At 69.0% G+C, this 23165-nt stretch carries 13 protein-coding genes, 1 tRNA gene and 1 pseudogene; 3 read left to right on the top strand and 12 right to left on the bottom strand.

What is annotated here, in order from left to right:
* Positions 1 to 27 precede the first annotated feature (27 nt).
* Entirely contained in the window at positions 28 to 8100 is an 8073-nt protein-coding gene (locus tag AC1DJH_RS25920; protein ID WP_478187679.1) for an SdrD B-like domain-containing protein, read from the bottom strand.
* A gap of 225 nt (positions 8101 to 8325) precedes the next feature.
* On the opposite strand from AC1DJH_RS25920, the gene AC1DJH_RS25915 reads away from it, so the two are divergent.
* Positions 8326 to 9186: a response regulator gene (locus tag AC1DJH_RS25915; protein WP_478187678.1), complete on the top strand. Its 861-nt coding sequence runs from the start codon at positions 8326 to 8328 to the stop codon at positions 9184 to 9186.
* A 7-nt stretch (positions 9187 to 9193) separates the two neighbouring features.
* A complete protein-coding gene (locus AC1DJH_RS25910) occupies positions 9194 to 11494 on the top strand; it encodes a sensor histidine kinase (RefSeq protein WP_478187677.1) in 2301 nt (766 codons plus the stop codon).
* Positions 11495 to 11524: 30 nt separating this feature from the next.
* Here AC1DJH_RS25910 and AC1DJH_RS25905 read toward each other — a convergent pair whose 3' ends face one another.
* From AC1DJH_RS25905 to AC1DJH_RS25875, 7 genes are all read right to left on the bottom strand, one after another.
* Complete coding sequence (locus AC1DJH_RS25905) at positions 11525 to 12565, bottom strand: lysylphosphatidylglycerol synthase domain-containing protein (protein WP_478187676.1); 1041 nt, start codon at positions 12563 to 12565, stop codon at positions 11525 to 11527.
* Positions 12566 to 12576: 11 nt separating this feature from the next.
* Positions 12577 to 12762: a hypothetical protein gene (locus tag AC1DJH_RS25900; RefSeq protein WP_478187675.1), complete on the bottom strand. Its 186-nt coding sequence runs from the start codon at positions 12760 to 12762 to the stop codon at positions 12577 to 12579.
* A 193-nt stretch (positions 12763 to 12955) separates the two neighbouring features.
* Positions 12956 to 14257 (bottom strand): TRAP transporter large permease, encoded by a 1302-nt coding sequence (locus AC1DJH_RS25895; RefSeq protein WP_472120504.1) that lies wholly within the window; start codon positions 14255 to 14257, stop codon positions 12956 to 12958.
* Positions 14250 to 14756, bottom strand: coding sequence for a TRAP transporter small permease (locus AC1DJH_RS25890; protein WP_478187674.1), 507 nt, complete (start codon positions 14754 to 14756; stop codon positions 14250 to 14252). The genes AC1DJH_RS25895 and AC1DJH_RS25890 overlap by 8 nt, the downstream gene beginning before the upstream one ends.
* Before the next feature lie 18 nt (positions 14757 to 14774).
* Positions 14775 to 15743 carry a TRAP transporter substrate-binding protein gene (locus AC1DJH_RS25885; protein ID WP_478187779.1) on the bottom strand — a complete coding sequence of 323 codons (969 nt, stop codon included), beginning with the start codon at positions 15741 to 15743 and terminating at the stop codon, positions 14775 to 14777.
* 119 nt (positions 15744 to 15862) lie between these two features.
* Positions 15863 to 17119: a putative Na+/H+ antiporter gene (locus AC1DJH_RS25880; RefSeq protein ID WP_478187778.1), complete on the bottom strand. Its 1257-nt coding sequence runs from the start codon at positions 17117 to 17119 to the stop codon at positions 15863 to 15865.
* 294 nt (positions 17120 to 17413) lie between these two features.
* Positions 17414 to 18664: an acetate/propionate family kinase gene (locus AC1DJH_RS25875; protein WP_478187673.1), complete on the bottom strand. Its 1251-nt coding sequence runs from the start codon at positions 18662 to 18664 to the stop codon at positions 17414 to 17416.
* A 235-nt stretch (positions 18665 to 18899) separates the two neighbouring features.
* On the opposite strand from AC1DJH_RS25875, the pseudogene AC1DJH_RS25870 reads away from it, so the two are divergent.
* Positions 18900 to 19267 (top strand): annotated as a pseudogene (locus tag AC1DJH_RS25870) (DUF6691 family protein); the annotation flags it as partial.
* An 82-nt stretch (positions 19268 to 19349) separates the two neighbouring features.
* On the opposite strand, the gene AC1DJH_RS25865 reads toward AC1DJH_RS25870, so the two are convergent.
* The 4 genes from AC1DJH_RS25865 to AC1DJH_RS25850 all read right to left on the bottom strand — a co-directional run bounded on the left by AC1DJH_RS25865 (position 19350) and on the right by AC1DJH_RS25850 (position 23128).
* Positions 19350 to 19425, bottom strand: a tRNA-Phe gene (locus tag AC1DJH_RS25865).
* 18 nt (positions 19426 to 19443) lie between these two features.
* A complete protein-coding gene (locus AC1DJH_RS25860; RefSeq protein ID WP_435437832.1) occupies positions 19444 to 20145 on the bottom strand; it encodes a response regulator in 702 nt (233 codons plus the stop codon).
* 89 nt (positions 20146 to 20234) lie between these two features.
* Entirely contained in the window at positions 20235 to 22565 is a 2331-nt protein-coding gene (locus AC1DJH_RS25855; RefSeq protein WP_478187672.1) for a sensor histidine kinase, read from the bottom strand.
* Positions 22562 to 23128, bottom strand: a complete 567-nt coding sequence (locus AC1DJH_RS25850; RefSeq protein ID WP_478187777.1) for a DUF4390 domain-containing protein — start codon at positions 23126 to 23128, stop codon at positions 22562 to 22564. Before AC1DJH_RS25850 ends, AC1DJH_RS25855 begins: the two co-directional genes overlap by 4 nt.
* Positions 23129 to 23165 lie beyond the last annotated feature (37 nt).

Raw genomic sequence — 23165 nt, 5'->3', positions numbered from 1 at the left:
GGCTCGGGTTCTGTGCGAAGGGGCGGGTCATGGCTTGCTGCCCTCCTGCGTCGCGGCGGGCACCAGTTCGACCTCGACGTCGAGGTTGAACAGCGGCGGCGCGTTGCCGTCGGCGCGGGCGCGTTGCTCGCCCAGCTGCTTCCAGCGCGCGAGCACCGCGGCCTTCACCGCGTCCATGCGCTGGCGGCCCAGCGACCCGGCCTCGCCGGGGGCCGCCTTGTAGGCCAGCCGCAGCACCGAGGTCTTCTCGGCCAGCACGGCCACCGTGCGGTCGAGCTCGCCCGTGAAGCCGGCGCGCAGCGCGGCCGCGCCGTCCTCGAAGGCTGTGCCCTGCAGCGCGAGCCGCACCACGCGGTGCACGGTGGCGCCGAAGTTGATCTTCAGCACCTTGCCGCGCGTGGCGCGCTCGGCCGCCGGGTTCTCGCTGGTGGTGCGGTAGCCCGAAGGCAGCGTGCGCTCGTCCAGCTTCAACACCAGGTTGCTGCCGGTGCCTTCCTTCGGAATGGCGGCGCAGGCGATGTGGTAGCGGCCCTGCGCGTCGGTGGTCACCAGCACGCCGTTGACGGTGGCGATGCGCACGTTGGCCAGGCCGGGCTCGCCCTCGTCCTGGTAGCCGTTGGCGTTCCTGTCGTCGTAGACCTTGCCGATCACGTCGGTGCAGTCGAACAGCGCGTCGGGCACCACGCGCACGGTGGCGGTGGCCAGGTTGGACAGCGTGCGGCCGCCCACGCCCTGCAGCGCGATGACCTGGTTGACGAACTCGCCCTCGCCCACGCCGACCCCCACGCCCGCGACCATCAGGTATTCCTTGGTCTCGTTGGGCGCGAAGTTCTGTCCGGGCACCACCACCTGGCGCCCGCTGACCTGCGGCACCACCGGCAGCGCCACGCCGCCGGGCAGCGTGCGCACGGTGAGCGAGCCCTGGATGTAGCGGAACCCCGGCGGCAGCGTGTCGGTCACGGCCACGCCCGGCACCGGGTTGCCGCGCGTGTTGCGCGCCGTGATGCGGTACGGCAGCAGCTCGGCCTTCTTCACGGTCAGCTTCGAGGTGGTCTTGCGCAGCTCGATGAGCGTGGCGTCCGACGGGTCGAGCGGGATGTTGTTGGCCACCACGTGCTGGCCGCCGCCGCCCGGCATCATGAACACCAGGTAGTAGCCGGCGCCGGCCACCAGGGCCGCCCCGGGGCTCACCACGCAGGGGTTGGTCTGCGCGGGCGCCGGGCCGTTGGCGGGCGCCGCGCACGACTGCGTGCCCAGCGCGCCGGCCGCGGCCGGGTAGATGGACGACGGCAGGTAGGCGCCCGGCGGCGTGATGGCCAGGCGGTATTCGCCCGCCGGCGCGCCCGGCAGCACGAAGAAGTCGTAGTAGCCGTTGGGACCGGTGGTGTAGGTGTCGCGCCCGTCCAGCAGGTGCTGCGCGGGGTCGAAGCCCGGGGGCCCCACCAGGCGCACCACGGCGCCGGGCACGGGGGTGCCGCTCACGCTGTCGTACACCACGCCGCCCGGGTCGTACGGCAGGTCCTGCTTCTGCACGTTGGCGCCGGCGCCCACGCGCGCCTTGATGGTGAAGCGCGGATCGCTCGCCGGCGGCGTCGGGTACGGGCCGTTGGCGCCGTTCTGCGCCGCGTCGGTCGGCCACACGCCGCCCACCACGCGCCCGTCGGGCGAGCGGAAGCGCACGCGGTACTCGCCGGGCGTGAGGTCGCCGAAGCGGTAGCTGCCGTCGGCGCCGGTGGTCACGGTGTAGAGCACGGTGGCCGCGGTTTCCGGGCAGGCGTTGGCGCCGTCGGCGCAGCGCAGCAGCTCGACCGTCCAGCCTTCGCCGTGGCCTTCGCCCGATTCGCGGGTGCGGTTGTGGTTCTGGTCGAACCACACGGTGCCGGTGAGCGAGGCGGGCTGGTTGCTGTGCTCGCTGAAGTCGTAGCCGGTGCCGTGCGCGTCCAGCCCGGTGAAGTTCACGCGGATCTGGTTCGGGCCCTGCGCGGTGCCGCCCAGGGTGCCGGGCACGGCCATGCCTTCGTCGTAGCCGGAGGGCTGCGTCTCGGTGACGGTGTAGCCGCCGCTGCCGGGCAAGGGCAGGCCGGGCAGCTCGTAGCGGCCGTTGGCGTCGGTGACGGCGGTGCGCGTCACGGGCTGGCCCGCGGCGTCGGTACCGGTGAGCGTGAGGGTGACCCCCGCGATCGGCAGGTCCTGCGGCTCGCGCGTGCCGTTGCGGTTGGCGTCGTTGTAGACGGTGCCCGCCAGCGACGCGCCGCGCTCGCCGAAGTTGTAGTTGTCGCCGTTGCCGCCCCGGTAGGCGATGGCACCGAGGATGTCGTTGCCCAGCGTGCCGCTGGGCACGCCGTCGAGCGTGCCCACGGCGTCGATGCCGTCGGCATAGGTCGCGGGCTGCGTCTCGCGCAGCGTGTAGCCCGCGGCGTCGGCCGGCAGCAGGCCGGTGAAGACATAGCGCCCGCTGGCGTCGGTGACCACGGTGGCGTTCACCGCCAGGCCGCTGGCCGAGCGGCCGGTGAGCGTGACGGTGACGCCGGCAATGCCGGCCTCGCCGGCCTGGCGGACGCCGTCGTTGTTGGTGTCGACGTACACCCAGCCGGCGATCTGCCCGCCGCGCTCGCCGAAGTTGTAGTCGATGCCCACGTCTTCCGACACCAGCGCGAGGCCGCCGAAGCGGTCGTTCACGGCGCCCGGGTTGACGGTGCCGCGCGGTGCGCCGCCCACGGTGCCGAGCGACTCGGGGCCGTCGGCCACGCCGGCGGGTTGAGTCTCGTCGACCTGGTAGGTGCCGGGGGTCAGGGTGTCGACCAGGTAGCGGCCGTCGGCGGCGGTCTGCACCGTGTGCGTGACGGCGTTGCCCAGGAAGTCGGTGCCGATGATGCGCACCGTGGTGCCGCCGATGCCGGGCTCGGCGGCGTCGCGCGTGCCGTTGGACGGCGCCACGTCGGCGTACACGTAGCCCGACAGGCTGGCCGGCTTCACGGCCGAGAAGTTGTTGCCGGCCGAGCCCGCGAGCGGGGCGCCGAGCACGATGTTCTGGATGACGTTGGCGCTCGAGCCGTTGGGGCCGCTGGCCCCGCCGCCGCCGCTGGCCGCCACCGTGCCGGGCGTGCTGCCCGCGCCGCTGGCGTTGCCGGCATGCGTGAGGCCCGGCAGGTAGCCCGCGGGGCGCGTCTCGGTCACGGTGTAGCTGCCCGGCGCGAGGTTGAGAAAGCTGTAGTCGCCGGCGGCGTCGGTGGTGGTGGTGCGCGTCACCGGCTGGTTGTTGACGTCGGTGCCCGTGAGCGTGATGGTCACGCCCGCCAGGCCCGGCTCGGTGGCCGTGGCGCCCTGCGCGCCGTTGCCGTCGCGGTCGTAGTAGACGCGCCCCGAGATGCCGCCCGGCAGCAGTTCGCCGAAGTAGTACTCGCCCTGCACGAGCGGCACGCTGGTACCCGAGACGGTGACGCCGGTGATGGTGTTGCCGCCGCCCTGCGGCGTGCCGGGCTGGCCGTTGTTGTTGGCCTTGCCCGGCGCGTAGGTGGCCGGCTGGGTTTCGGTGAGGGTGTAGCCGCCCGCGCCCGACGGGGGCACGTTGCGGAACTCGTAGCTGCCGGCCGGGCCGGTGGGCACGGCCAGGATGTTCACCGGGTTGCCCGCGGCGTCGGTGCCCGTGAGGCGCACCTCCACGCCCGCGATGCCGGAGTCGCCGGCCTGCGGAACGCCGTCGTTGTTGGCGTCGACGAACACGCGCACCGACACGCGGGTGAGCAGTTCGCCGAAGTCGTAGCCGGTGCCGGCCTTGTTGGAGGCCAGCGCAATGGCGCTGACCACGTCGTTGGCCGGGGTGCCGCCTTCGGTGCCGGCCGCGTCGCTGCCGTCGGCAAAGGCCGCGGGCTGCGTTTCGCTCAGCGTGTAGCTGCCGGGCGTGAGCGCGGCGAAGCTGTAGTTGCCGGTGCCGGCCGCGGTGGTGGTGGTGCGGGAGACCGGGTTGCCGAACATGTCGGTGCCGGTGAGCGTGACGGTGACGCCCGCGATGCCGGGGTCGCCCGCGCTCGCGGCGCCGTTGTAGTCGGCGTCCTGGTACACGCGCCCGGCCAGGCTGGACGCGCGCACTTCGCCGAAGTTGTTGGCGCTCGACGTGCCGCCCGTGCCCAGCACGATGGCGTTGATGGTGTTGGCGTTGGAGCCGTTCGGCCCGTTCGACGTACCCGCCGGCACGGTGCCGGGCGTGCTGCCCACGCCGCTGACGGTGCCGGCCCTGGTGATGCCGGGCAGGTAGGCCGCGGGTTGGTCCTCGGCCACGCTGTAGGTGCCCGCGGGCACGGTGAAGCCCCAGTTGCCGTTGGCGTCGGTGGTGGTGGTCAGCGACACCGCGTTGCCCACGCTGTCGGTGCCGGTCAGGCGCAGGGTGACGCCCGCGATGCCGGGTTCGCCGGCGTCGAAGGCGCCACTGCCGTTGCCGTCTTCGAACACGCGCCCGGACAGCGCGCTGTTCTGCACCGTGACCTTGCCCTCGTTGAAGTTGTTGCCGGCGTTGGGGTTGGCCCCGCCGTCGGTGTCGCCCGAGCCGGTGGTGACGATGGTTGCGCGGTTGGTGATCACGGTGCCGTTGGCCGGCACTGCGCCGCTGAAGCGCACCGGAATGCGCACGGTGGCGTCGGCGTTGGCCGGCATCGAGGTGATGGCGCAGCTCACGGCCGAGCCGCCGACAGCGCCGGTGCACGAGGGTGCGGCGGGCACGAAGGTGCCGCTGTTCACGGTGAACACCGGCGCACCGGCCAGCACCAGCGAGGCGGGCAGCGTGTCGGCGAAGGTGGTGGTCTCGGCGCTGTCGGGGCCGTTGTTGCGCACGTGCACCAGCCAGTCGAAGGTCTGCGCCGTCGACACGGTGGCCAGCGGCGTGCTGCCGCCGGCCGACACGGCGGCCTTGGAGACCACCTGCACGTCGGCCTTGAAGCGGAAGGTGGTGTTCTCGGCCACCGTGTTGTTGCCCTGCACGGTGTCGTACACGTTGCGCGCGGCGTCGAAGAAGTCGACCTTGGCGTTGTTCTGGAAGGTGCCGCGCGAGGTGCCCTTGAGCACGACCTGGAACTGCAGCGAATTGGGCTCGCCGGTCGCGGTGGCGCCGGCGCCGCCCAGCGTGGGAATGGTGAACACGATCTGCCCGCCGGCCGCCCCCACTGCCGCGCCGCTGGCCAGCGAGAAGCTGGTGCCCGCGGGCGTGCTGACCGACACCAGCGTGGGCGGCGCCTCGCCGCCCGGCAGCGCCAGCGGCAGCAGCTCGGTCATGCGCACGTCTTCGGCGGTCGAGGCGCTGTTGTTCGACACGGTGATGGTGTAGGTGACGTTGTCGCCCACGTTCACGGGGTCGACGTCGTCGCGCTTGGTCACCACCAGGTCGTATTCGGGCGCGGTGACGTTGGCCGGGGCGCTGGCGTCGTTGTTGGCCGTGGTGACCTCGGGCGTGGCGGTGCTCGCGTGCACGTTGTTGGTCACCGTGGTGCCGTTCAGGGCGTACAGCGGGCGCACGCGCACCGTCACCGTCTGCTGCACGGTGCGGTTGAGCGACGTCCAGCCGCAGGCGAGCTGGTTGTTGGTGGTGCCCGTGCCGGTGGGCTGGGTGGTGTTCGGCTGCGTGGTGCAACTGCCGCCGCCCGAGGCGGTGGCCGAGATGAACATCAGGTTGGCCGGCAATGTGTCGAGCACGCGCACGTCGTAGGCGCGGCTGAAGCTGCCCTGCGGCACGTCGCGGTTCACGGCCGTCAGCGTGTAGGTGAGCAGTTGGCCGACCGGCACCGAGGCCGGGCTGGCGCTCTTGGTCACCAGCACGTCGGTGCGCGCGGTGTACCAGGCCGTGGCGCTGGCGTCGTTGTTGGCAAGGTTCGGGTCCGCCGGCGTCGCGCCCACGGCGCGCGCCGTGTTGTCGATCTGGAAGCCGTGGTCGGTGGCCGAGGCGCCGTCGCCGTAGTGCGAGGCGACGACGCGCACCACCGGGCACAGCGGCAAGGCGCTGGCGGCGTCCGTGCTGGCGCGGCAGACCGGCAGCACCGACAGCGTGCAGCCGCCGAGCGTGGCGGTGCCGAAGCCGTTGCCGTTGGCCGGCAGCGCGCAAGCGCCCGAGAAGGTGCCGCCGTTGGCCACCTGGGTGACGGCACCGGCGCCGACCACCTGCGCGAAGCTGTCGCTCACGACCACGTTCTGCGCCTCGCGCGGGCCGGTGTTGACCACCTCGATTTCCCAGGTGACGGCCTGGCCCGCGGTCTGGCGGTTGGCGGCGCTGTCGCCGATGCCCACCACGCGCTTGAGTGTCTTGACGTCGGCGGCATCGCCCGCTTCGTTCACGCCCGTGCCCAGGTTCACGCAGTCGTTGCCGGTCTGCGCGTCGGGGTCGGTGCCCGAGGCCAGCGCCACGTTCACGCACATGTTGTTGACGATCTGGTCGCCCGGGGCAAGCGCCACGGGAATGGTGGCGTTCACGACCACGTAGCCGGCGTTGCGCGCGGTCGCGCCGTTGGACGTGTCGACGCCGATGTCGGCGGTGAGCACGCGCGAGCAGTTCACCGTGGCGGGGCCGTCCACCGGCGCGGCGACGGTCGCGCCGCCCTTGACGATGGTGCAGCTGTAGCCGTCGGGCGAGGACACGCTGTTGATGCGCACGCCGGCCGGCATGCTGTCGACCAGGCTGACGGTGCTGCCGGCCAGCAGGCGCGTGGGGCCGAGGTTGGTGGCGCCTACCTGGTAGTCGAAGGCCTGGCCCACGGGGACGTTGCTCTGCGGCCAGCCGCGGCGCTTGTCGGCGCGGAAGTCGGTCTCGGACACCGCCACGTCGGCGGACACGCTGCCCGTGGCCGAGCCGACCACCGGGCCGGTGGCGCTGACGGTGGCTTCGTTGACCACGCCCAGGCCGGGCGCCACGGCGATCACCGGGATCACGATGTCGCCGAGCGCCACGCCGGCGCCGCTGGTGCCGATGTCGGTGCGGGTGCAGCTGACCGTCTGGCCGGCCGCCGAGCAGCTCCAGCCCGCGGCTGCGCCAATGGGGGTCTGCACCTGGAAGTTGGCGGGCAGCGTGTCGCTCAGCGTGACGCCGGTGGGCGCGCTGCCGCTGAAGCTGGGCCTCAGCCTGAAGTTGAAGCGCTGGCCCACCAGCAGCTGTCCGCCGTCGTGGGTCTTGACGAGCTGCAGCACGGAGCCGGGCGTGACCGTGGTGTTGGCCGTGGCGCTGTTGTTGACGGAAACGCCGTCGCCGATGCCCCCGGCCGGCGCCACGGCCGGCTGGTGCGTGATGGTCGAGCCCGAGCCCGCGGTGACCACGCCGTTCACGTTGAGGGTGCGCGAGCCGTTCAGGGCGATGGCCGCGACATTGCAGGTCAGCGTGCCGCCGGCCACGGAGCAGCCTGCGGGCAGGCCGCTGCCGGAGACCGACAGGCCCGTGGGAATCGGGTAGGTCAGCGTCGAGCCCGAGCTGGCGTCGGGGCCGTTGTTGGTGAGCGTGAAGCCGATCACCACCGTGGAGCCGCTCGGGGCGCTGCCCGGGACGACGATCGCCACGGCCATGTCGGCCCCCTGGTTCACGGTGATGGCCTTGGTTTCGATCGAACCGCCGCCGCTGGGCGTGGCCGTGACGCTCAAGGTGCCCTGCTGCGTCGTGCGCAGCAGCACCTTGAACTCACGCAACTGGTTGGCGGCCAGCGTGATGCCCGAGCAGGTCAGCGTGCCCGAGCCTGCGGCGCCCACGGCCACGGTGGACGTGCAACTGCCCACGGGCAGCGGGCCGGTGCCCATGTAGATCGTGTCGGGCGGAATGGAGTAGGTGAACGAGGCGCCCGGCTCGTCGATCGCCAGGCTGTCGCTGTCGGCGATGGTGACGGTGCTGGTCACCGTGCCCCCGGCGGGGAGGATGTCGGGCACATGCACCAGGCTCGACACCTGCGGCACCGCATGGGCAGCGGCGGCGAACAGCAGGCCGGCCAGCAGGGCCGTGAACGGGGCCGCCAGGCGCGCGATGCCGGACCGGCCCGCCAGCGGACCTTGCCCGCTGCGATGCCGCACCGGCGCTGCGTTGGAAGACACGTCGCGGCGCGCGCACGCGGCGGCCGACAGATTCGTTGGGGTGCTGGACATCCTGTCCCTCGCGATGGCTCTGATGGACCGGGCACCGTGGGGTGGGGTGGCGCCGCTGCATGCGGCGGGGTGCTCCGGAAAGAGGGCGAGTCTTGGGCCGAGGTCCTGCGCGCACCTTTGGGATTCAGGACAAAACGTTTGCTTTAACTGACGTTTGTTTACGAATGCAACGTAATGTGAAATTCTTCACATGGCATTTCAGGGCGTCGCCCCTACCCTCGCGGCATGTCTTACTGGTCGACCATCCCGCCACGCCGCGCGCACATCCTTCTCATCGACGACAACATCGAAGAACTGCAGCTGCTGCTGGGCGCGCTGCGCGAGGCGGGGCACCGCATCAGCCTGGCGTTCGACGCCATGCAGGGCTACCGCCGCGTGACGGCGCTGCAGCCCGACCTGGTGCTGCTGGACGTGCGCATGGGCGCCACCGACGGCTACGCCACCTGCCGGCTGCTGAAGGCCGACCCCGCCACGGCGCACATTCCAGTGATCTTCGTGACCTCGTCGGGCTCGGTGGAAGAGCGCCTGACGGGGCTGCGCGAGGGCGCCGTCGACTACATCCTGAAGCCCTTCGAACCGGCCGAAGTGCTGGCGCGCGTGGCGGTGCACCTGGCGCTGTCGGGCAGCCGACAGCAGGCGCAGGCCTGCATGGCCGAGGCCGCGAGCGCGCTGGACAACGCCCGTGGCGAGCGCGCGAACACCGGCAGGAACCCCGACAGCCTCGGCCGGGTGCTCGTGCAGGCCGCCGAACGCGTGGTGCGTGCGGACCTGGCGCAGGTGCCCGCCCTGCCCGAGCTCGCGGCGCGCGTGGGCACGCACGAAAAGCGCCTGTCGCGGGTGTTCCGCGAACAGACCGGCGGCTCGGTGTTCGCGTTCGTGCGCCAGGCGCGGCTGGGCGAAGCGCAGCGCCTGCTGGGCGCGTCGGCGCTCAGCGTGGAAGAGGTGGCGCAGGCGGTGGGATTCTCGAACGCAGCCAACTTCTCGACGGCGTTCCGCGAGCGCTTCGGCTGCACGCCCACGGCATTCCGCCACGCACCGGCGGCTGCACGGCAGGCACCGTCGTCATTGCCGGCACCGCTGGCATGAGCCGGCGGTGACCCTGGTGCGCGGGCTCGCCGCCCTGCTGCTGTGCGCGGTGTTCTGGCTGGCAGGCACGCCCGCGGCGCAGGCCGGCACGCTGCGCCTGGACGGCACGACGCAGTGGCCGCTGGACATCGACAACGCGCTGGAGCTGTTCGAGGACACCGGCGCGCAGCTGTCGCGCGACGAGGTCGACGCGCTGGGCAGCGACACGCCCGGCGGCTTCCAGCCCGGCAACCCGGCGCGCATGCGGCAGGGCTTTTCGAAGTCGGCCTTCTGGCTGCGGCTCAGGCTGTCGAACGAGAGCGGCGCGCCCCGGTCGCTGCGGCTGGTGCTCAACGCCACCTGGCTGCAGCACGCGGACTTTCACGTGCTTCAGGGCACCACGTCACGCGCCGCATGGACCCATGAAGAGGCCGGCGTGTCGGTGCCGCTGCACGGCGCACGCGACCGGGTGCCCACGCTGTCGCTCGACCTGCGGCCCGGCGAGCAGGCGCGCGTGCTGGTGCGCGTGCAGTCGCGCAGCAGCGTCAAGCTCGCGCCCGAGCTGCACACCGCCGACAGCTGGCGCGAAGCCGAGAGCAGCCATGCCTTGCTCGACGGCCTGCTGATCGGCGGGCTGCTGGTGCTGGCGGTGTATTCGCTGGCGCTGTGGTTCATCTCGCGCAGCCTGCCGATGGCGCTGCAGAGCCTGGGCTTCGCCCTGGTCGCGCTCTACGAGAGCGTCTACCGCGGCCATGCGAGGCTCGCGCTGTGGCCCGACAACTTCGAGTGGAGCTACCGCGCGGCCGGCGTCACCGCCGGCTGCTGCGTGCTCAACCTGATGTGCCACCTGTATGCGGTGTCGCGGCGCGGGCCGGTGCGCGCACCCGGCTTGCCGGTGCTGCTGGCGCTGGCGGCGCTGCAATGCGTGGTGGTGATCGGCATGGCGTGGGGCCCGTACGCGCCGGCCGCCAAGCTCGCCACGCTGAGCGGGCCGCTGGCGGTGGTCGCGCTCACGGTCAGCACCTTTCTGTACATGCGGCGCGCGGGCCCCGGCGGCCAGCTGGCCTTCGTGATGATGTGCATCATCACCCTGGGCATGTGCCTGCGGCTCACCGAGCTGGTGATGCCGGCGCACACGATTCCCGGCTTCGACGCCTATGCGCTCGGCTTCCCGGGCATGCTGTTCGGCCTGGTGGCACTGGCCACGTGGACGCACCACCTGTCGCGCCAGCGCCTCGAGGCGCAGCGCACGCTGGGGCACTGGCAGGCCGACGAGCAGCAGCGCCTGCACGAAGAAGTGGCACGCAAGACGCATGCGCTGAACGCCGCGCTCGAGCAGGCCGAGCACGAGGCGCGCGAGCGGACGCGGCTCATGGCCTATGTCAGCCACGACCTGCGCGCGCCGCTGGCCACCATCATCGGCAACGTGCGCCTGCTGCGCGACGAAAACCTGCCGCCGGCCGAGCGGCTGCAGGCCATCGAGCGCAGCGCAACCTACCAGCTCACGCTGATCGACGACCTGCTCGACTATGCCAAGGGCGAGCTGCTGCCCTTCTCGTTCGAACCCCGGCCGGTGCACCTGCGCGCGCTGATCGACGATATCGCGCAGTACGCCGACACGCTCGCGCAGCGCCAGCACAACCGGTTCGAACTGGAGGTGAAGGGCGCGCTGCCGATCGGTGTGCACCTGGACAGCAAGCGCTTCCTGCAGTTGCTGCTCAACCTGCTGTCGAACGCCGCCAGGTTCACGCGCGACGGCAAGATCGGCCTGCGCGTGCAGGCGCGGCCGCGCGCGGACTCGTGGCGGCTCCAGTTCGAGGTGTGGGACAGCGGCGTGGGCATCGACAAGGCCGACCAGGCGCGCATCTTCCAGGCCTTTGCGCAAGGTGCAGCGAGCGCGGACGGCAACGGGCTCGGGCTGATGATTGCGCGGCGCATCGTTCAGCACATGGGCGGTCGGCTGCTGCTGGAGAGCCGCCGCGAACTCGGCACGCGCGTGCGCTTCTCGGTGATCGTGAAGGACGCGCCCAAGGAACTGCTGCCGTTCGCCCTCGCCAAGCCGCAGCCTGCGCGCCCTGTCCCTGCGGCCCAGCGCCGCAGGCGGCGCCCGCCCCTGCCCGCGATCGCGCCGCTGCCTGCGGCGGTGCGCGAAGAACTGGAAATGCTCGCGCGCGACGGCCGCTGGAGCGACCTGCACGAATGGGCCGACCGGCTGGACGGCGACACGCCGCATTCGGCGTTGGTCGACGCGGTGCGGCACGCGCTGGACCTGCTGGACTTCGAGCACATCCGTCTGCTGGCGCGTGCCACGCCGAGCGCGGGTCAGTGACGCGGTGGTGCGCTGGCGCCCGCGCGTCGGTCAGGCCGGCGCGGTGGGTGATTCACGTGCGGGCGCAGCGCCCTGCGCTGCGTCCTGCGGATGGCTTGCCGCGTAGCGTTCGAGGAACAGGTAGAGCACCAGCCCGCCGGCCAGCGGCAGCAGGTAGTACAGCGCACGGTACGCGAGCACGGCGCCCATCAGCGCACCCTGCTTCACGGTGCCCGACAACAGCGCGAGGTAGACGGCCTCGAGCACGCCAAGCCCGGCCGGAATGGGTGTGATCACGCCGACGATGGACGCGGCGAGCAGCACGCCCATCGTGGTCGCGTAAGGCACCTGCTGGCCCAGCAACAAATACATGGCCGCGCCCATCAGCGCCCAGTTGCTGGCGGAAAGCGCCAGCTGGACCACGGCCAGGCGCGCACTCGGCAGGTGGAGGCGCTTGCCCCTGAAGCGCCATTCGCGCCCGCGCGACACGGCACAGGCCACCACATAGGCCAAGGCCAGAAGAATCATCACCACGCCGAGCGCGCGCAATGCGAACTCGCCGATGTGCGCCTGGCGCGGCGGCTCGATCACGCCCGAGGCGAACAGCCCGCCAGCCAGCAGCCCATAGCCGAGCCAGTTGGTGACGAGGCTGAGGCCGACGATCTGCGCGACGGTCGCGTCGTCCAGGCCGGCGCGCGCATAGAGGCGCGCGCGCATCGCGATGCCGCCGACCAGGGAGCCGAGGTTGAGGTTGAAGGCATAGCTCGTCACCGCAATGGCCCAGGTGCGCCAATACGGGAGGCGGTGCCGCACATGGCGCTTGCCGATCAGGTCGAAGCAGCCGTAGAGCGCATGGCTGGCCGTCGCGAGCCCGAGCACCGCGAGCAGCAGCCAGGGCGAGTAGCGCTGCAACGCGTGCCAGGCGCCAGCCCAATCGACCTTGTGCGCGTGCGACAGCAACAGGCCCAGCACGGCGATGCCGAGCAGAGGCAGCGCCCATTTGCGGCAGCGTTGCCACAGCGAGCCGGGTGGTCGTGCAGCGTCCTGCGCGGCGTCCAGAGAAGCAGCCGCGTGGGTCGCCTGGAAACTCATGGCCGTGCGCCTCAGGCCGGGTCTTGCTTGCCGCTCGTCGCGGGAGTCTTGGCTCCCGCGGAGCCCTTGTCCTGGAGCTTGTCGTGGCGCACCTGCTTCATCAGTTCCTCGCCCTCGGTGTCGCGGCCATCGCTGGGCACGGACTCTTCCTGCGTGACTTCGGGTTCTTCGTGCCTTGAAGGCTTGGACGTGGACATGGACGACTCCTCGATCTCTGTGTGGATACGAAGAGTTTTCGGCGTCCGGGGCGCAGGCACCGCCATCCGTCGGCGACGACCGGTGCAGGACATTTGCCATAGCCGCAGGTCGGCGGGAGGCGCCCTCCGGCGCCCACGGCCTCGCCGCAAAGGTCACGGTCTCATGCCCGCGGAACCTGGCCGGCTGCCTGCCTTACAGTGTCATTTGCTGCGGCAGCCAGGTCACGATGCCGGGCACGAAGTAGATGAGCAGCACGGCCAGAACCATCAGCAGGAACATGGGGAGTGCCACCTTCGCGATATACGGCAGCTGGCGCCCCGTCATGCCTTGAAGGACGAAAAGGTTGAACCCGACGGGTGGCGTGATCTGCGCCATCTCGACCACGAGCACGATGAAAATGCCGAACCAGATCGGGTCGATGCCCGCCGCCAGCACGGTGGGCATGATCACACCCATCGTCAGGACCACCATCGAAATCCCGTCCAGGAAGCATCCCAGCACGATGTAGAAAATGGCCAGCATCATGATGAGCTGAAACTTCGACAGGCCCTGCGAACCGATCCACTCGGCAAGGTGGCGTGGCAGCCCGATGTAGCCCATGGCCAGCGTCAGAAAGGCCGCACCCGCCAGGATCAGCGCCATCATGCAGTACAGCCGCGTGGCCCCGAGGAGCGACTCCTTGAAGGAGCTCCAGTTCAGGGAACCTTGCACGGCCGAAATGACAAGGGCACCCACGACGCCGACCGCCGCAGCTTCCGTCGCCGTGGCAATCCCCGCGTAGATGGAGCCGAGCACCGCCAGGATCAGAAGCGCCACGGGAATCAAGCTGCGGGATTCGCGCAGCTTTTGCATGAAGCTCATCTTGGCGTCGGCCGGCGGGATCTGGTCCGGGTGGCGCAGGGCCCACAGCGCGATGTAGCCCGAGAACAGCAATGCCAGGAGCACGCCGGGCAGGACACCGGCGATGAACAGCTTGGCAATGGACACGTCCGCGCTGACCCCATAGACGATCATGATGATCGAGGGCGGAATCAGCAGCCCCAGCGTACCGGCGCCGGCCAGCGTGCCAATGACCATGTCCTCCGGATAGCCGCGCTTCTTGAGTTCGGGAAGCGTCATCTTCCCGATGGTTGCGCAGGTTGCGGCACTCGACCCCGACACCGCTGCGAAGATGGCGCAGCCCACGACGTTGGTGTGCAGGAGCCGCCCTGGCAAGGCCTGCATCCAGGGCGCCAGACCCTTGAACATGTCCTGCGACAGCCTGGTGCGAAACAGGATCTCGCCCATCCATACAAAGAGCGGCAGCGCGGTCAATGTCCAGCTGGAAGCGGATCCCCAGATCGTGACGGCCATCGCATCCCCGGCAGAGCGCGACGAAAAGAGCTCCATGCCGATCCACGCCACCCCGGAGAGGGTGAGGCCGATCCAGACACCGCTGCCGAGAATGAGGAACAGGCTGACGATCAGCAGGCCTGCAACGGCGATGTCATTCATGGCGCAGCGCCTCGTTGTTTTGAGGTGCTATCCGGCCACGCCACTCGAGGACGAATTCGTCGATCGAGGCGATGGCGAGGATCACGGTGCCGATGGCCATGGCCAGTTGAGGAATCCACAGCGCCGTCGCATCGTTGCCGGTGGAGATGTCGTTGAAGACATGGGAGTTCCAGACCAGCCGCACGCTGTAGAACGCGAACAGACCGGCAAGCAATGCGCCTGCGCCCATGGCCCAGCGCTCCAGCCAGCGCCGGGCGGAAGGCTTCAGACTGGAGACGATCAGCGTCACCCGGATGTGTTCGCCACGCTTGAGCGTGTGCGCCAGGGCGAGGAAGCCGGCGCCGGCCATGAGATAGCCAGCGTAGGCATCCGTGCCTGGTACGTTGAAGTGGAGCTGTCGTCCCACGATCGACAGCAGCACCATCAGCAGCAGACCGATCATGAAAAGCGCCGCCAGGGCGGCGGCACTGTCATAGAGAAAATCGAGCGTCTTGCGCATGGGATGAACGCCCCAGCCCTACATCTTCTTGTAGGCGTCGATGATGGCCTGGCCTTCGGGCCCGGACTTCTCGATCCATTCCTTCTGCATGGTCTCGCCCACCTTCTTCATGTCTGCCTTCAGTTGTGCGGACGGGACGTGGATCGTCATGCCGTTCTTCTTGAGCAGGTCGAGGTATTCGAGGTTCTTCTTCTTCGAGCTGTCCCAGCCACGCTTCTCCGCCTCGGCACCGGCCTTCAGCACGGCCTCCTGCGTCGGCTTGTCGAGCGCGTCGAACGCCTTCTTGCTGACCAGCACCGCGTTCTTCGGCAGCCAGGCCTGGGTGTCGTAGAAGTTCTTGATGTATTCATAGGTCTTGGTGTCGTAGCCCGTCGAGCCGGAGGACATGTAGGACTCGATCACGCCGGTTGCCATGGCTTGCGAGAGCTCGGCTTGCTGCACGGTCACCGGCTGTGCGCCGACCAGATCTGCGATGCGCGCCGTCGCGGGGCTGTAGGCACGCCACTTCACACCCTTGAGGTCTGCGGCCGATTCGATGGTCTTCTTGACGAAGATGCCCTGAGGCGGCCATGCCACCGCATAGAGCAGCATGATCCCTTGGTCGCCGAGTTTCTTTTCGAGCGCCGGCTTCTGCGCCTGATAAAGCTTCCACGCCGCGTCGTAGCTGTCCGCCAGAAATGGAAGACCATCCGCCCCGAAGCCCTGCCACTCGTTCTGGTAGTTGACCAGCAGGATTTCGCCCATCTGTGCCTGCCCGCCTTGAACTGCGCGCTTGATCTCGGGGGCCTTGAAGAGCGACGCGTTCGCGTGAAGCGTGATCTTCAGCTTTCCACCGGAAGCCTTGTCGACGTCACCGACGAACTGGGCGAGATTTTCGGTATGAAAATTGTTCGCCGGGTACGCCGTCGGCAGGTCCCACTTGGTCTGGGCGAATGCAGAGACACCCAGTGTCAGACCAGCAACGCCGAGACAGAACTTGAAATTCATGATTGCTCCGGTGGAAGGAATGTCGAGACGACAAGGATAGGAGCAAATACCGGGCCATCGTCTCCGGGTTGCCACGGGCTTTCCGCTCGCTCGTGGTTGCCGCAGCTTCCGCCAGCCTTCTACAAGAGCATGAACGCTGCGGCAGCGACCATCGTCGGCGCTAGCGCTCCGAGCAGCAGGCCGCCGGCGCCGATCGTCTCGTCGGAGAAACCCCTCTTGAGAAGCGCAACGCCTGCCGGGTTCGGCGCGTTGGCGATCACCGTCAGTCCACCGCCAGCCACCGCCCCGGCAAGCAGCATGTATTTGGACTCGTCCGAGATTCCCGCGATGAGCGACCCCAGATAGGTCAGCGCCGCGTTGTCCGTGATGGCTGTCAAGCCGAGCGCGCCGAAGAACAAGGCCACCGGCTCCAGGCTGGACACCACCGGCTGCAACCACCACTGCTGCATTCCGCCGAGCACCACCAGGCCAGCCAGGAAGAATCCGACGAGCAACGCCTCCTTGATGATCAGTGGGCTCTGATGCCGCTCGTAGGCTTGTGTGAACCCCAGGAACATCAGGAAGAGCCCGAGAAAGGCCACCGGATGGTGGGCGAACATCACGATGCCAGCAAGCAGGACCAGGTGTGTCAGCACCACCGGTATCGGTACCGGCGCATCGGAAGACGCCGCACTTGCAGAGACAACGGGCAAGTGCCTGCGCAACACATACGTGGCGACGGTCGCATTGACGAGCACAGCCAGCGCGGCCTTCCAGCCGAAGGTGACAACCATGAACGCGCTGTCCCACTGCCAGGTCGAGGCGACCATCAGAACGGGTGGCGCGGCATAGGAAGTGAGCGTGCCTCCGATCGACACGTTGACGAACAGCACCCCCAAGGCCAGGTATTTCAGCGACTCGGGCACCTGTGGTCTGAAAATCTGCGGCGCGAGCATCAACGCAGCGATGGTCATCGCCGCCGGTTCGGTGATCAGGGATCCGAGCAGCGGAACAGCCGCGAGCCCGAGCCAGGCCGCCGCGATCGGCGTAGGCAACGGCAACACCCGCGCAATGGTGTTCACGCTGGACATGACCGTCATCAGCACCGGCCGGGACGCAGCCACCACCATGACAACGAAGACGAAGAGCGGTTCTGTGTAGTTGCGCGACTCCGCGTAGGTCAGCGCGTGATCGCCGCCGGCCACCAGCGCCATCGAAAGAACGAGCACGATGGCCCAGAACCCGAAGACGACCTCGACCTCGCCCAGCAAGTGAAACATGCCGGCATGCCGCGGAAAACGGTGCGACAAGCGCTCGAACTGCTTGACCGTGAAGGTATGGAGGAGCGCCACAGCAAAAAGGGCTGCGGCAATGTATTGGATGGCGGGTTCTTGCATCAGGTGCTGACGTTTCAATTCCGCGTGGCGGCCCGACCAGCGCATGAACCTGCGTACCGCATCGAGCGGATCCGCACCCTGGTCTCAGTCTAACCGGCCTCGCATGAATGGCCTGTCGAAACGGGGGGCTTGGCTGCACGCAAATCCTGCCGCCCTGGCGCCTGCGCCGCCAGGGCGACCGACGGCGGACAACACAGATGGCCAATACCAAACCTCCAACCGGCTCTTGCCGTGGAGGATTCATGGTGCCCTGCGAACTGCTCGAACGACTCTGCTCTGCCCAGTTACCGAGAACTACGCGGAAGTCTTGCCCTTCGGCGGCGCATCTTCTGCCACCCGAGCGGCAGTCAATCGCGCAACCATCCATTCCTCGTTCGTGCGGATGACGCGCACCGTGACCCCGCTCCGGGCGACGGAGATCACATCGGCGCCCGCTGCGTTTCGCGCCGGGTCGAGGCGAACGCCGAGGAAGTCGAGCCCTTCGCAGATGCGCGCCCGCACCGGCGCGCAGTTTTCACCAATACCTCCGGCGAAGACCAGCGTGTCGAGCCCGCCAAGGGCCGCCGCATAGGCACCGACCCACTTCTTCGCCTGGTAGCAGAACAAGGCGATCGCGTCGGCCGCTCTTGCATCGACCGCTTCGCGCGCGAGCAAGTCGCGAATGTCGGAACTGGTTTCCGAGATGCCGAGCAGTCCCGACGCATGGTTGGCCATGGCATCGAACTGCACGGGCGTCATGTGCTCGGTTCTCTCAAGATAGAGCGCCAGGCCGGGATCCACGTCGCCGGAACGCGTGCCCATGGGCATGCCGCCGGCGGGCGTGAAGCCCATGCTCGTGTCGATCCCCTCTCCGCCCTTCACGGCAGCCAGGCTGGCACCGCCGCCCAGGTGCGCGAGGACCACCCGCCCCTTCGCGGCAGCGGGACCGGCGGCGCGCGCAAGCGCCAGCATCAGGTATGCATACGACAGACCGTGAAATCCGTAGCGGCGTACGCCCTTCTCACCCAGGCGCCGTGGAATGGCCAGCATCCTGGCCACCAGCGGCATGTGGCTGTGAAAAGCCGTGTCGAAGCACGCCACGTGCGGCAGCAACGGCGCATGCTTGCGCACGGCCTCGATCAACTCGATCTCGTCTGGCAGGTGATCCGGGTCGACCCACTGGATCCGGCGCAGATCGTCCAGCAGGTCGCGCGTGACGAGTTCGGGGTCGGTATGGCCCATGCCATGGATCAGGCGGTAGCCCACGGCAGTGAGCGTCTCGAAGACCTTGCGCGTGTCCAGCCAGTCGAGCACCGCCTTGGTGGCCGAGGTGTAGTCCCTGACCGCCTTGAGGGGAACTTCGTGTGCCACGCCGTCCACCCCGGCGAAGCGCAGACTGGAGCCACCAATGCCGATACGGTCCAGCTTGCCGTGGAGCTGGCACTCCGGCCTCCCGCCCATGCGGTACACGCCGAACCGGATGCTGGAGGACCCGCCATTCAAGGCGAGGATGACCGGACGCGCAGACTTCATGAGTCGCCGCAGTTTCCGGCGCGCGGCGAACATAGGTCTGTGCGGTAACGAACATACGAAGCGGCGGACTCCCTGCGCCGGGGCCTCGGCGTCGGCCTGTTCCAGTTGGCCAGGCGGCATGCAAGCAGAACCGACTTGTTCGGGGAGCGAGCCAGATGGAACGGCACGCGCCGCCGGTACAGCCAAGTCCCCGGCCGAGCTCGTGCCCCTACTTTTGCGGCAGGCTGCGGATGAACTTAAACCGCATTCAGCGGGATGCGAAGGTAGGAACCCGGCCAAAGTGCTCGGCTTCCTGGATCTTGCCGGGACTGGGCCCCTCCCTGGCCTTCGTCATGGCGGGGGCCATCGCTGTGGGCGCGCTGGCCTTCGGGCTGGCCAACCGCCGCGCCGTGTCCTTCCTGGGCGCCGGGATGCGGCTGCCTCCAGCGCGCCACATCGACCGCCGCCTGGTCCTGGGCAGCGTGCGCTTCGGCATCGGTTGGGGCGTCGCCGGCTTCTGCCCGGGCCCGGCCCTCGTGTTCCTCGGAATGGGCGAAGGTCAAGGCGCTCGTCTTCGTGGCTGCGATGCTGGCGGGCATGGGCGTTTTCGAGCTTTTAGAAAGCCTCGAGCGCGCGCTCTTGAACCATCGGGCCTGAAATGCAAAAAGCCCTAAGTAGTTGATCTACTTAGGGCTTTTTGTCTTTAGCGGTCGCCTGTGGACGACTGCAAAGTAATGAGTGGTGGCCTGGGGCGGAATCGAACCACCGACACGCGGATTTTCAATCCGCTGCTCTACCAACTGAGCTACCGGGCCATTGTGTGCAGCCTCGAATTATACAGCGCTTCTGCGCCCTCTTGAAAGATCCACACCAAGTTGTTTGAGTTTTCTGTACAGATGGGTGCGCTCGAGGCCGGTTTTCTCGGCCACGCGCGTCATGGACCCGTTCTCCATCGCGAGGTGGAATTCGAAGTACGCCTTCTCGAAACCGTCGCGCGCATCGCGCAGCGGGCGGTCGAGGTCGAAGCTCTGGGTCGATTGCGGACCGGCGTCGGCCACAGGCACGGAGGCCAGCGACGCCATCATCAGGCTGTCGCCTGTGGTGGTGATGGCTGCGGCCTGCATGCCATTGGCCGGAGGGGGTACCACGCCGGCGGCGGCGCGACGTGCGCTTTCACGCGCCAGGCCCTGCTCCACCGCCTTGAGCAGCTTCTGCATGGTGATGGGCTTTTCGAGGAACGCGAAGGCGCCGATGCGCGTGGCGTCGACCGCGGTGTCAATGGTGGCGTGGCCGCTCATCATGATCACCGGCATGCTCAGCAGACCCGAGGTGGACCACTCCTTGAGCAGCGTCACCCCGTCGGTGTCGGGCATCCAGATGTCCAGAAGCACGAGGTCGGGCCGCGCGCGCTGGCGCGCAGCGCGGGCTTCGGCGGCGTTTTCCGCGAGCTCCACGTTGTGGCCTTCGTCATTGAGAATTTCGAAGAGCAGGTCCCGGATGCCCAGCTCGTCATCGACCACGAGAATGTTTGCCATGAGTGCTGCTTGTTGTATGCGCTGGTGTCTGCAAAGGTGTGTAGAAGTCCGCTGGCCCATCCGTCGCCCGTGCGACGGATTCGTGCAGCTCAGGCGGCGGAAGACTTCGAATCTTCGGTGTGAGCGACCGCTGCCCGCGACTCGCTTGCCAGCGCGAATGATAGCGAGACTTGCGCCCCTGCCACAGCCCCACCGACCATGCGGTTGGAAAGCTCGATGCGCGCGCCGTGTTCGTCCGCGATCTTCTTGACGACCGCAAGGCCCAAACCGGTACCTTTTGTTTTCGTGGTGACGTACGGTTCGAACGCGCGCTTCAGAATGTTTTCGGCAAAACCCGGCCCGCTGTCCTGCACCGTCAGGCGCACGCGCTGACCCGAATCACCGAGCCGCGTGCGAATGACAACCTCGCCCACCTTGCCCGTGCCGGTGGCGCCGGCCTCGGCGGCGTCCTGCGCGTTCTGCAGCAGGTTGTGGATGACCTGGCGAATCTGCTGGTCGTCGCCGCGGATCGGCGGGCAGCGCTCGTCGAGCTCGAAGCGCAGCACGATCGGCAGGCTCTCGGTGTTGTAGAGCTGAAGCACGTCGGCCAGCAGGGCGTTGAGGTCGACCGGCTTCAGGTCGGCTGCGGGCAGCCGCGCGTAATCGCGGAATTCGTTCACCAGCCGCTTCATCGCATCGACCTGGTCGACGATGGTCTTCACCGACTTCACCAGGATGGCCTGCTCGGGCGGCGGCACCTTGCCCGACAGCTTCATCTCGAGCCGCTCGGCCGACAACTGGATGGGCGTGAGCGGGTTCTTGATCTCGTGCGCAAGGCGGCGCGCCACCTCGCCCCAGGCCTGCGCGCGCTGGGCCGAGACGATCTCGGAGATGTCGTCGAACACCAGCAGCCGCGCCGCGCCGGGCAGCTCCGCCCCGCGCGCGACGATGTTGATGGCGCCGTCCTTGTGCGGCAGGTCATTCCCGGAGGCGTTCAGCTCGAACGCGTGCTGCCAGTGGTCCAGGCCGTGCTGCATGCGCTCGACGAGGAAGTCGTCAAACTGCTGCTGCACCTTGGCGCCGAAATCGGCCAGGCCCGGCACGTCGACCAGCGCCTGGCCCTCGTAGGCCGCCATCGGCGCGCGCAGCACGCGGGTGGCGCCCGGGTTGGTGGACAGCACCGTGCCCTTGGCGTCCAGAACGATCACGCCCGAGGTCAGGTTGTCCAGAATGGTCTGCAGGTTGGCACGGGCGGCGTCGAGCTGGCCCATGGTCTTCTCGACCGCGCCCCGGGCATCGGCCAGCTGCTGCGTCATGACGGCGAACGAACGCGTGAGGCCGCCCAGCTCGTCCTTGCCCTGCAGCACGGCGGTGGGCCGCAAGTCGCCGGCCGCCACCTGGCGCACGCCGTCGGCCAGCACCAGCAACGGCCGCGCGAGCTGGTTGCCGAACAGCACGGCCAGCAGCACCGCGCCGAACACGGCCAGGAACAGGCTCAGCGTGAGCGTGCCGATGTACATGCGGCGCAGGCCTTCGCGCGCGAGCGCCCGCTCCTGGTACTCGCGGTTGGCCTCCTGCACGGCGAGCGCGTTGGCCACCACCGCTGGCGGCAGCGGGCGCGTGACCTGCAGATAGCGCGGCGCGGTGTCGAAGTCGAAGCCCGGCCTCTGCACCATGGCCAGCGCGCGCACGCTCGCGATCGGCGGCGCAGCGCCGGGCGCGGCGGTTTCGTCCAGCCCTTCGATGTGGGCCACGGCACGTTCCGGGCGAACCTGGCGAAACTGCTGCACCGTCGGACGCTCGGGGCTGAGCTGGAACCGCGAGGTGCCGGCGCTGGCCACCAGTTGACCGGTGCCGGTCCAGAGGATCACGTCGGTGGCCTCGAGCTGGTCGCGGATGCGCTCGAGCGACAGGCCCGCGCTGGCGTCGGGCACCTGGGCGAGCTGCGCGCTAGCACTGCGCGTCTTGGCCGCGAGGTCGTCGGACAGCGAATCGAGCGTGGCCCGCCCGAGGTTCAGGCCGGCGTCGAGCGCGCCTTCCACCTTCACGTCGAACCAGCTCTCGATGGAGCGCGCCACGAATTGGTAGGACACCACGTAGACCAGCGCACCGGGCACCACGCCCACCAGCGCGAAGATGGCCGCGAGCTTGATGAGCAGCCGGCTGCCGAACTTGCCTTGCCGCAACCGCTGCAGCAGGCGGACGGCGACCCAGCCGATCACCAGCACCAGCAGCACCGCCACCACCACGTTGATGCCGAACAGGCGCACGTAATAGCGCTCGTACAGCGCGCGGTTGTTGGTGGCCTGGGCCAGCAGGAACATCAGCACCAGGCCGATGGCCGTGACCAGGGCCGCGCCCACGCCGAGGGCCCAGCGCGTGGCCCGCGCGCGGCGCGCGGCCGGCGGTGCCGCAGCGCTGCTGCGCCCGGAAGTGCTCACTTCTGCTTCTCCACCGCGAGTCGGGCCGTGCGTTCGGCGGCGATGTTCCAGTCGGACTGGCCGACCACGCCGATCTGGAACGGTCGCGGCAGCTGCGAGGTATCGAGCCGGAAGCTGAAGGTGACCTGGTGCAGGGGGTCGTCACCGATTTCGCCGGCGTCGCCCAGGCGCAGACGGCCCACCCGCTTGATGGCGTCCAGCGCATCGGCCAGGGTGTCGAAGTTCTGGTTCAGCGAGATGCCCAGGCCGGCCGCGCTGCTGATCGGCGCCGCCGACACGTTCAGGCGCCAGCGCCGCGTGAGCGGCTGGTACGCCAGCCGCATGTGGCGCGTGACCTGGGCGACCTTGCGGTCGGTCCAGTACCAGCGCTCCTGGAAGATCTCGGCTTCGGCCACGAAGTAGATGGCAATGCCCTTGTCGAGCACCTCCTCGACCAGCGAGGGCAGGTCGAACTGCACGGCGGCACTGAAATAGACGCCGTCGTCGGCCTGCTCGAGGCGCATCTGCGTGATCGATGTCCCCACGCGTCCCTGCGCCGCCACCGGGGCCGGCAGCCAGGCCATCCATATCACCCACACCCAGAGCAGCACGGCCAGCAGG

It is taken from the genome of Variovorax sp. 10N412, assembly GCF_056394985.1.
This window is presented reverse-complemented; position numbering and strand designations above follow the sequence as displayed.

Coding starts and splice junctions, on each gene's coding strand:
- AC1DJH_RS25890 (WP_478187674.1), bottom strand. CDS start 14,756: ATGCGCAAGACGCTCGATTTTCTCTATGACAGTGCCGCCGCCCTGGCG.
- AC1DJH_RS25915 (WP_478187678.1), top strand. CDS start 8,326: ATGTCTTACTGGTCGACCATCCCGCCACGCCGCGCGCACATCCTTCTC.
- AC1DJH_RS25920 (WP_478187679.1), bottom strand. CDS start 8,100: ATGTCCAGCACCCCAACGAATCTGTCGGCCGCCGCGTGCGCGCGCCGC.
- AC1DJH_RS25900 (WP_478187675.1), bottom strand. CDS start 12,762: ATGTCCACGTCCAAGCCTTCAAGGCACGAAGAACCCGAAGTCACGCAG.
- AC1DJH_RS25880 (WP_478187778.1), bottom strand. CDS start 17,119: ATGCAAGAACCCGCCATCCAATACATTGCCGCAGCCCTTTTTGCTGTG.
- AC1DJH_RS25905 (WP_478187676.1), bottom strand. CDS start 12,565: ATGAGTTTCCAGGCGACCCACGCGGCTGCTTCTCTGGACGCCGCGCAG.
- AC1DJH_RS25860 (WP_435437832.1), bottom strand. CDS start 20,145: ATGGCAAACATTCTCGTGGTCGATGACGAGCTGGGCATCCGGGACCTG.
- AC1DJH_RS25885 (WP_478187779.1), bottom strand. CDS start 15,743: ATGAATTTCAAGTTCTGTCTCGGCGTTGCTGGTCTGACACTGGGTGTC.
- AC1DJH_RS25850 (WP_478187777.1), bottom strand. CDS start 23,128: ATGGCCTGGCTGCCGGCCCCGGTGGCGGCGCAGGGACGCGTGGGGACA.
- AC1DJH_RS25875 (WP_478187673.1), bottom strand. CDS start 18,664: ATGTTCGCCGCGCGCCGGAAACTGCGGCGACTCATGAAGTCTGCGCGT.
- AC1DJH_RS25895 (WP_472120504.1), bottom strand. CDS start 14,257: ATGAATGACATCGCCGTTGCAGGCCTGCTGATCGTCAGCCTGTTCCTC.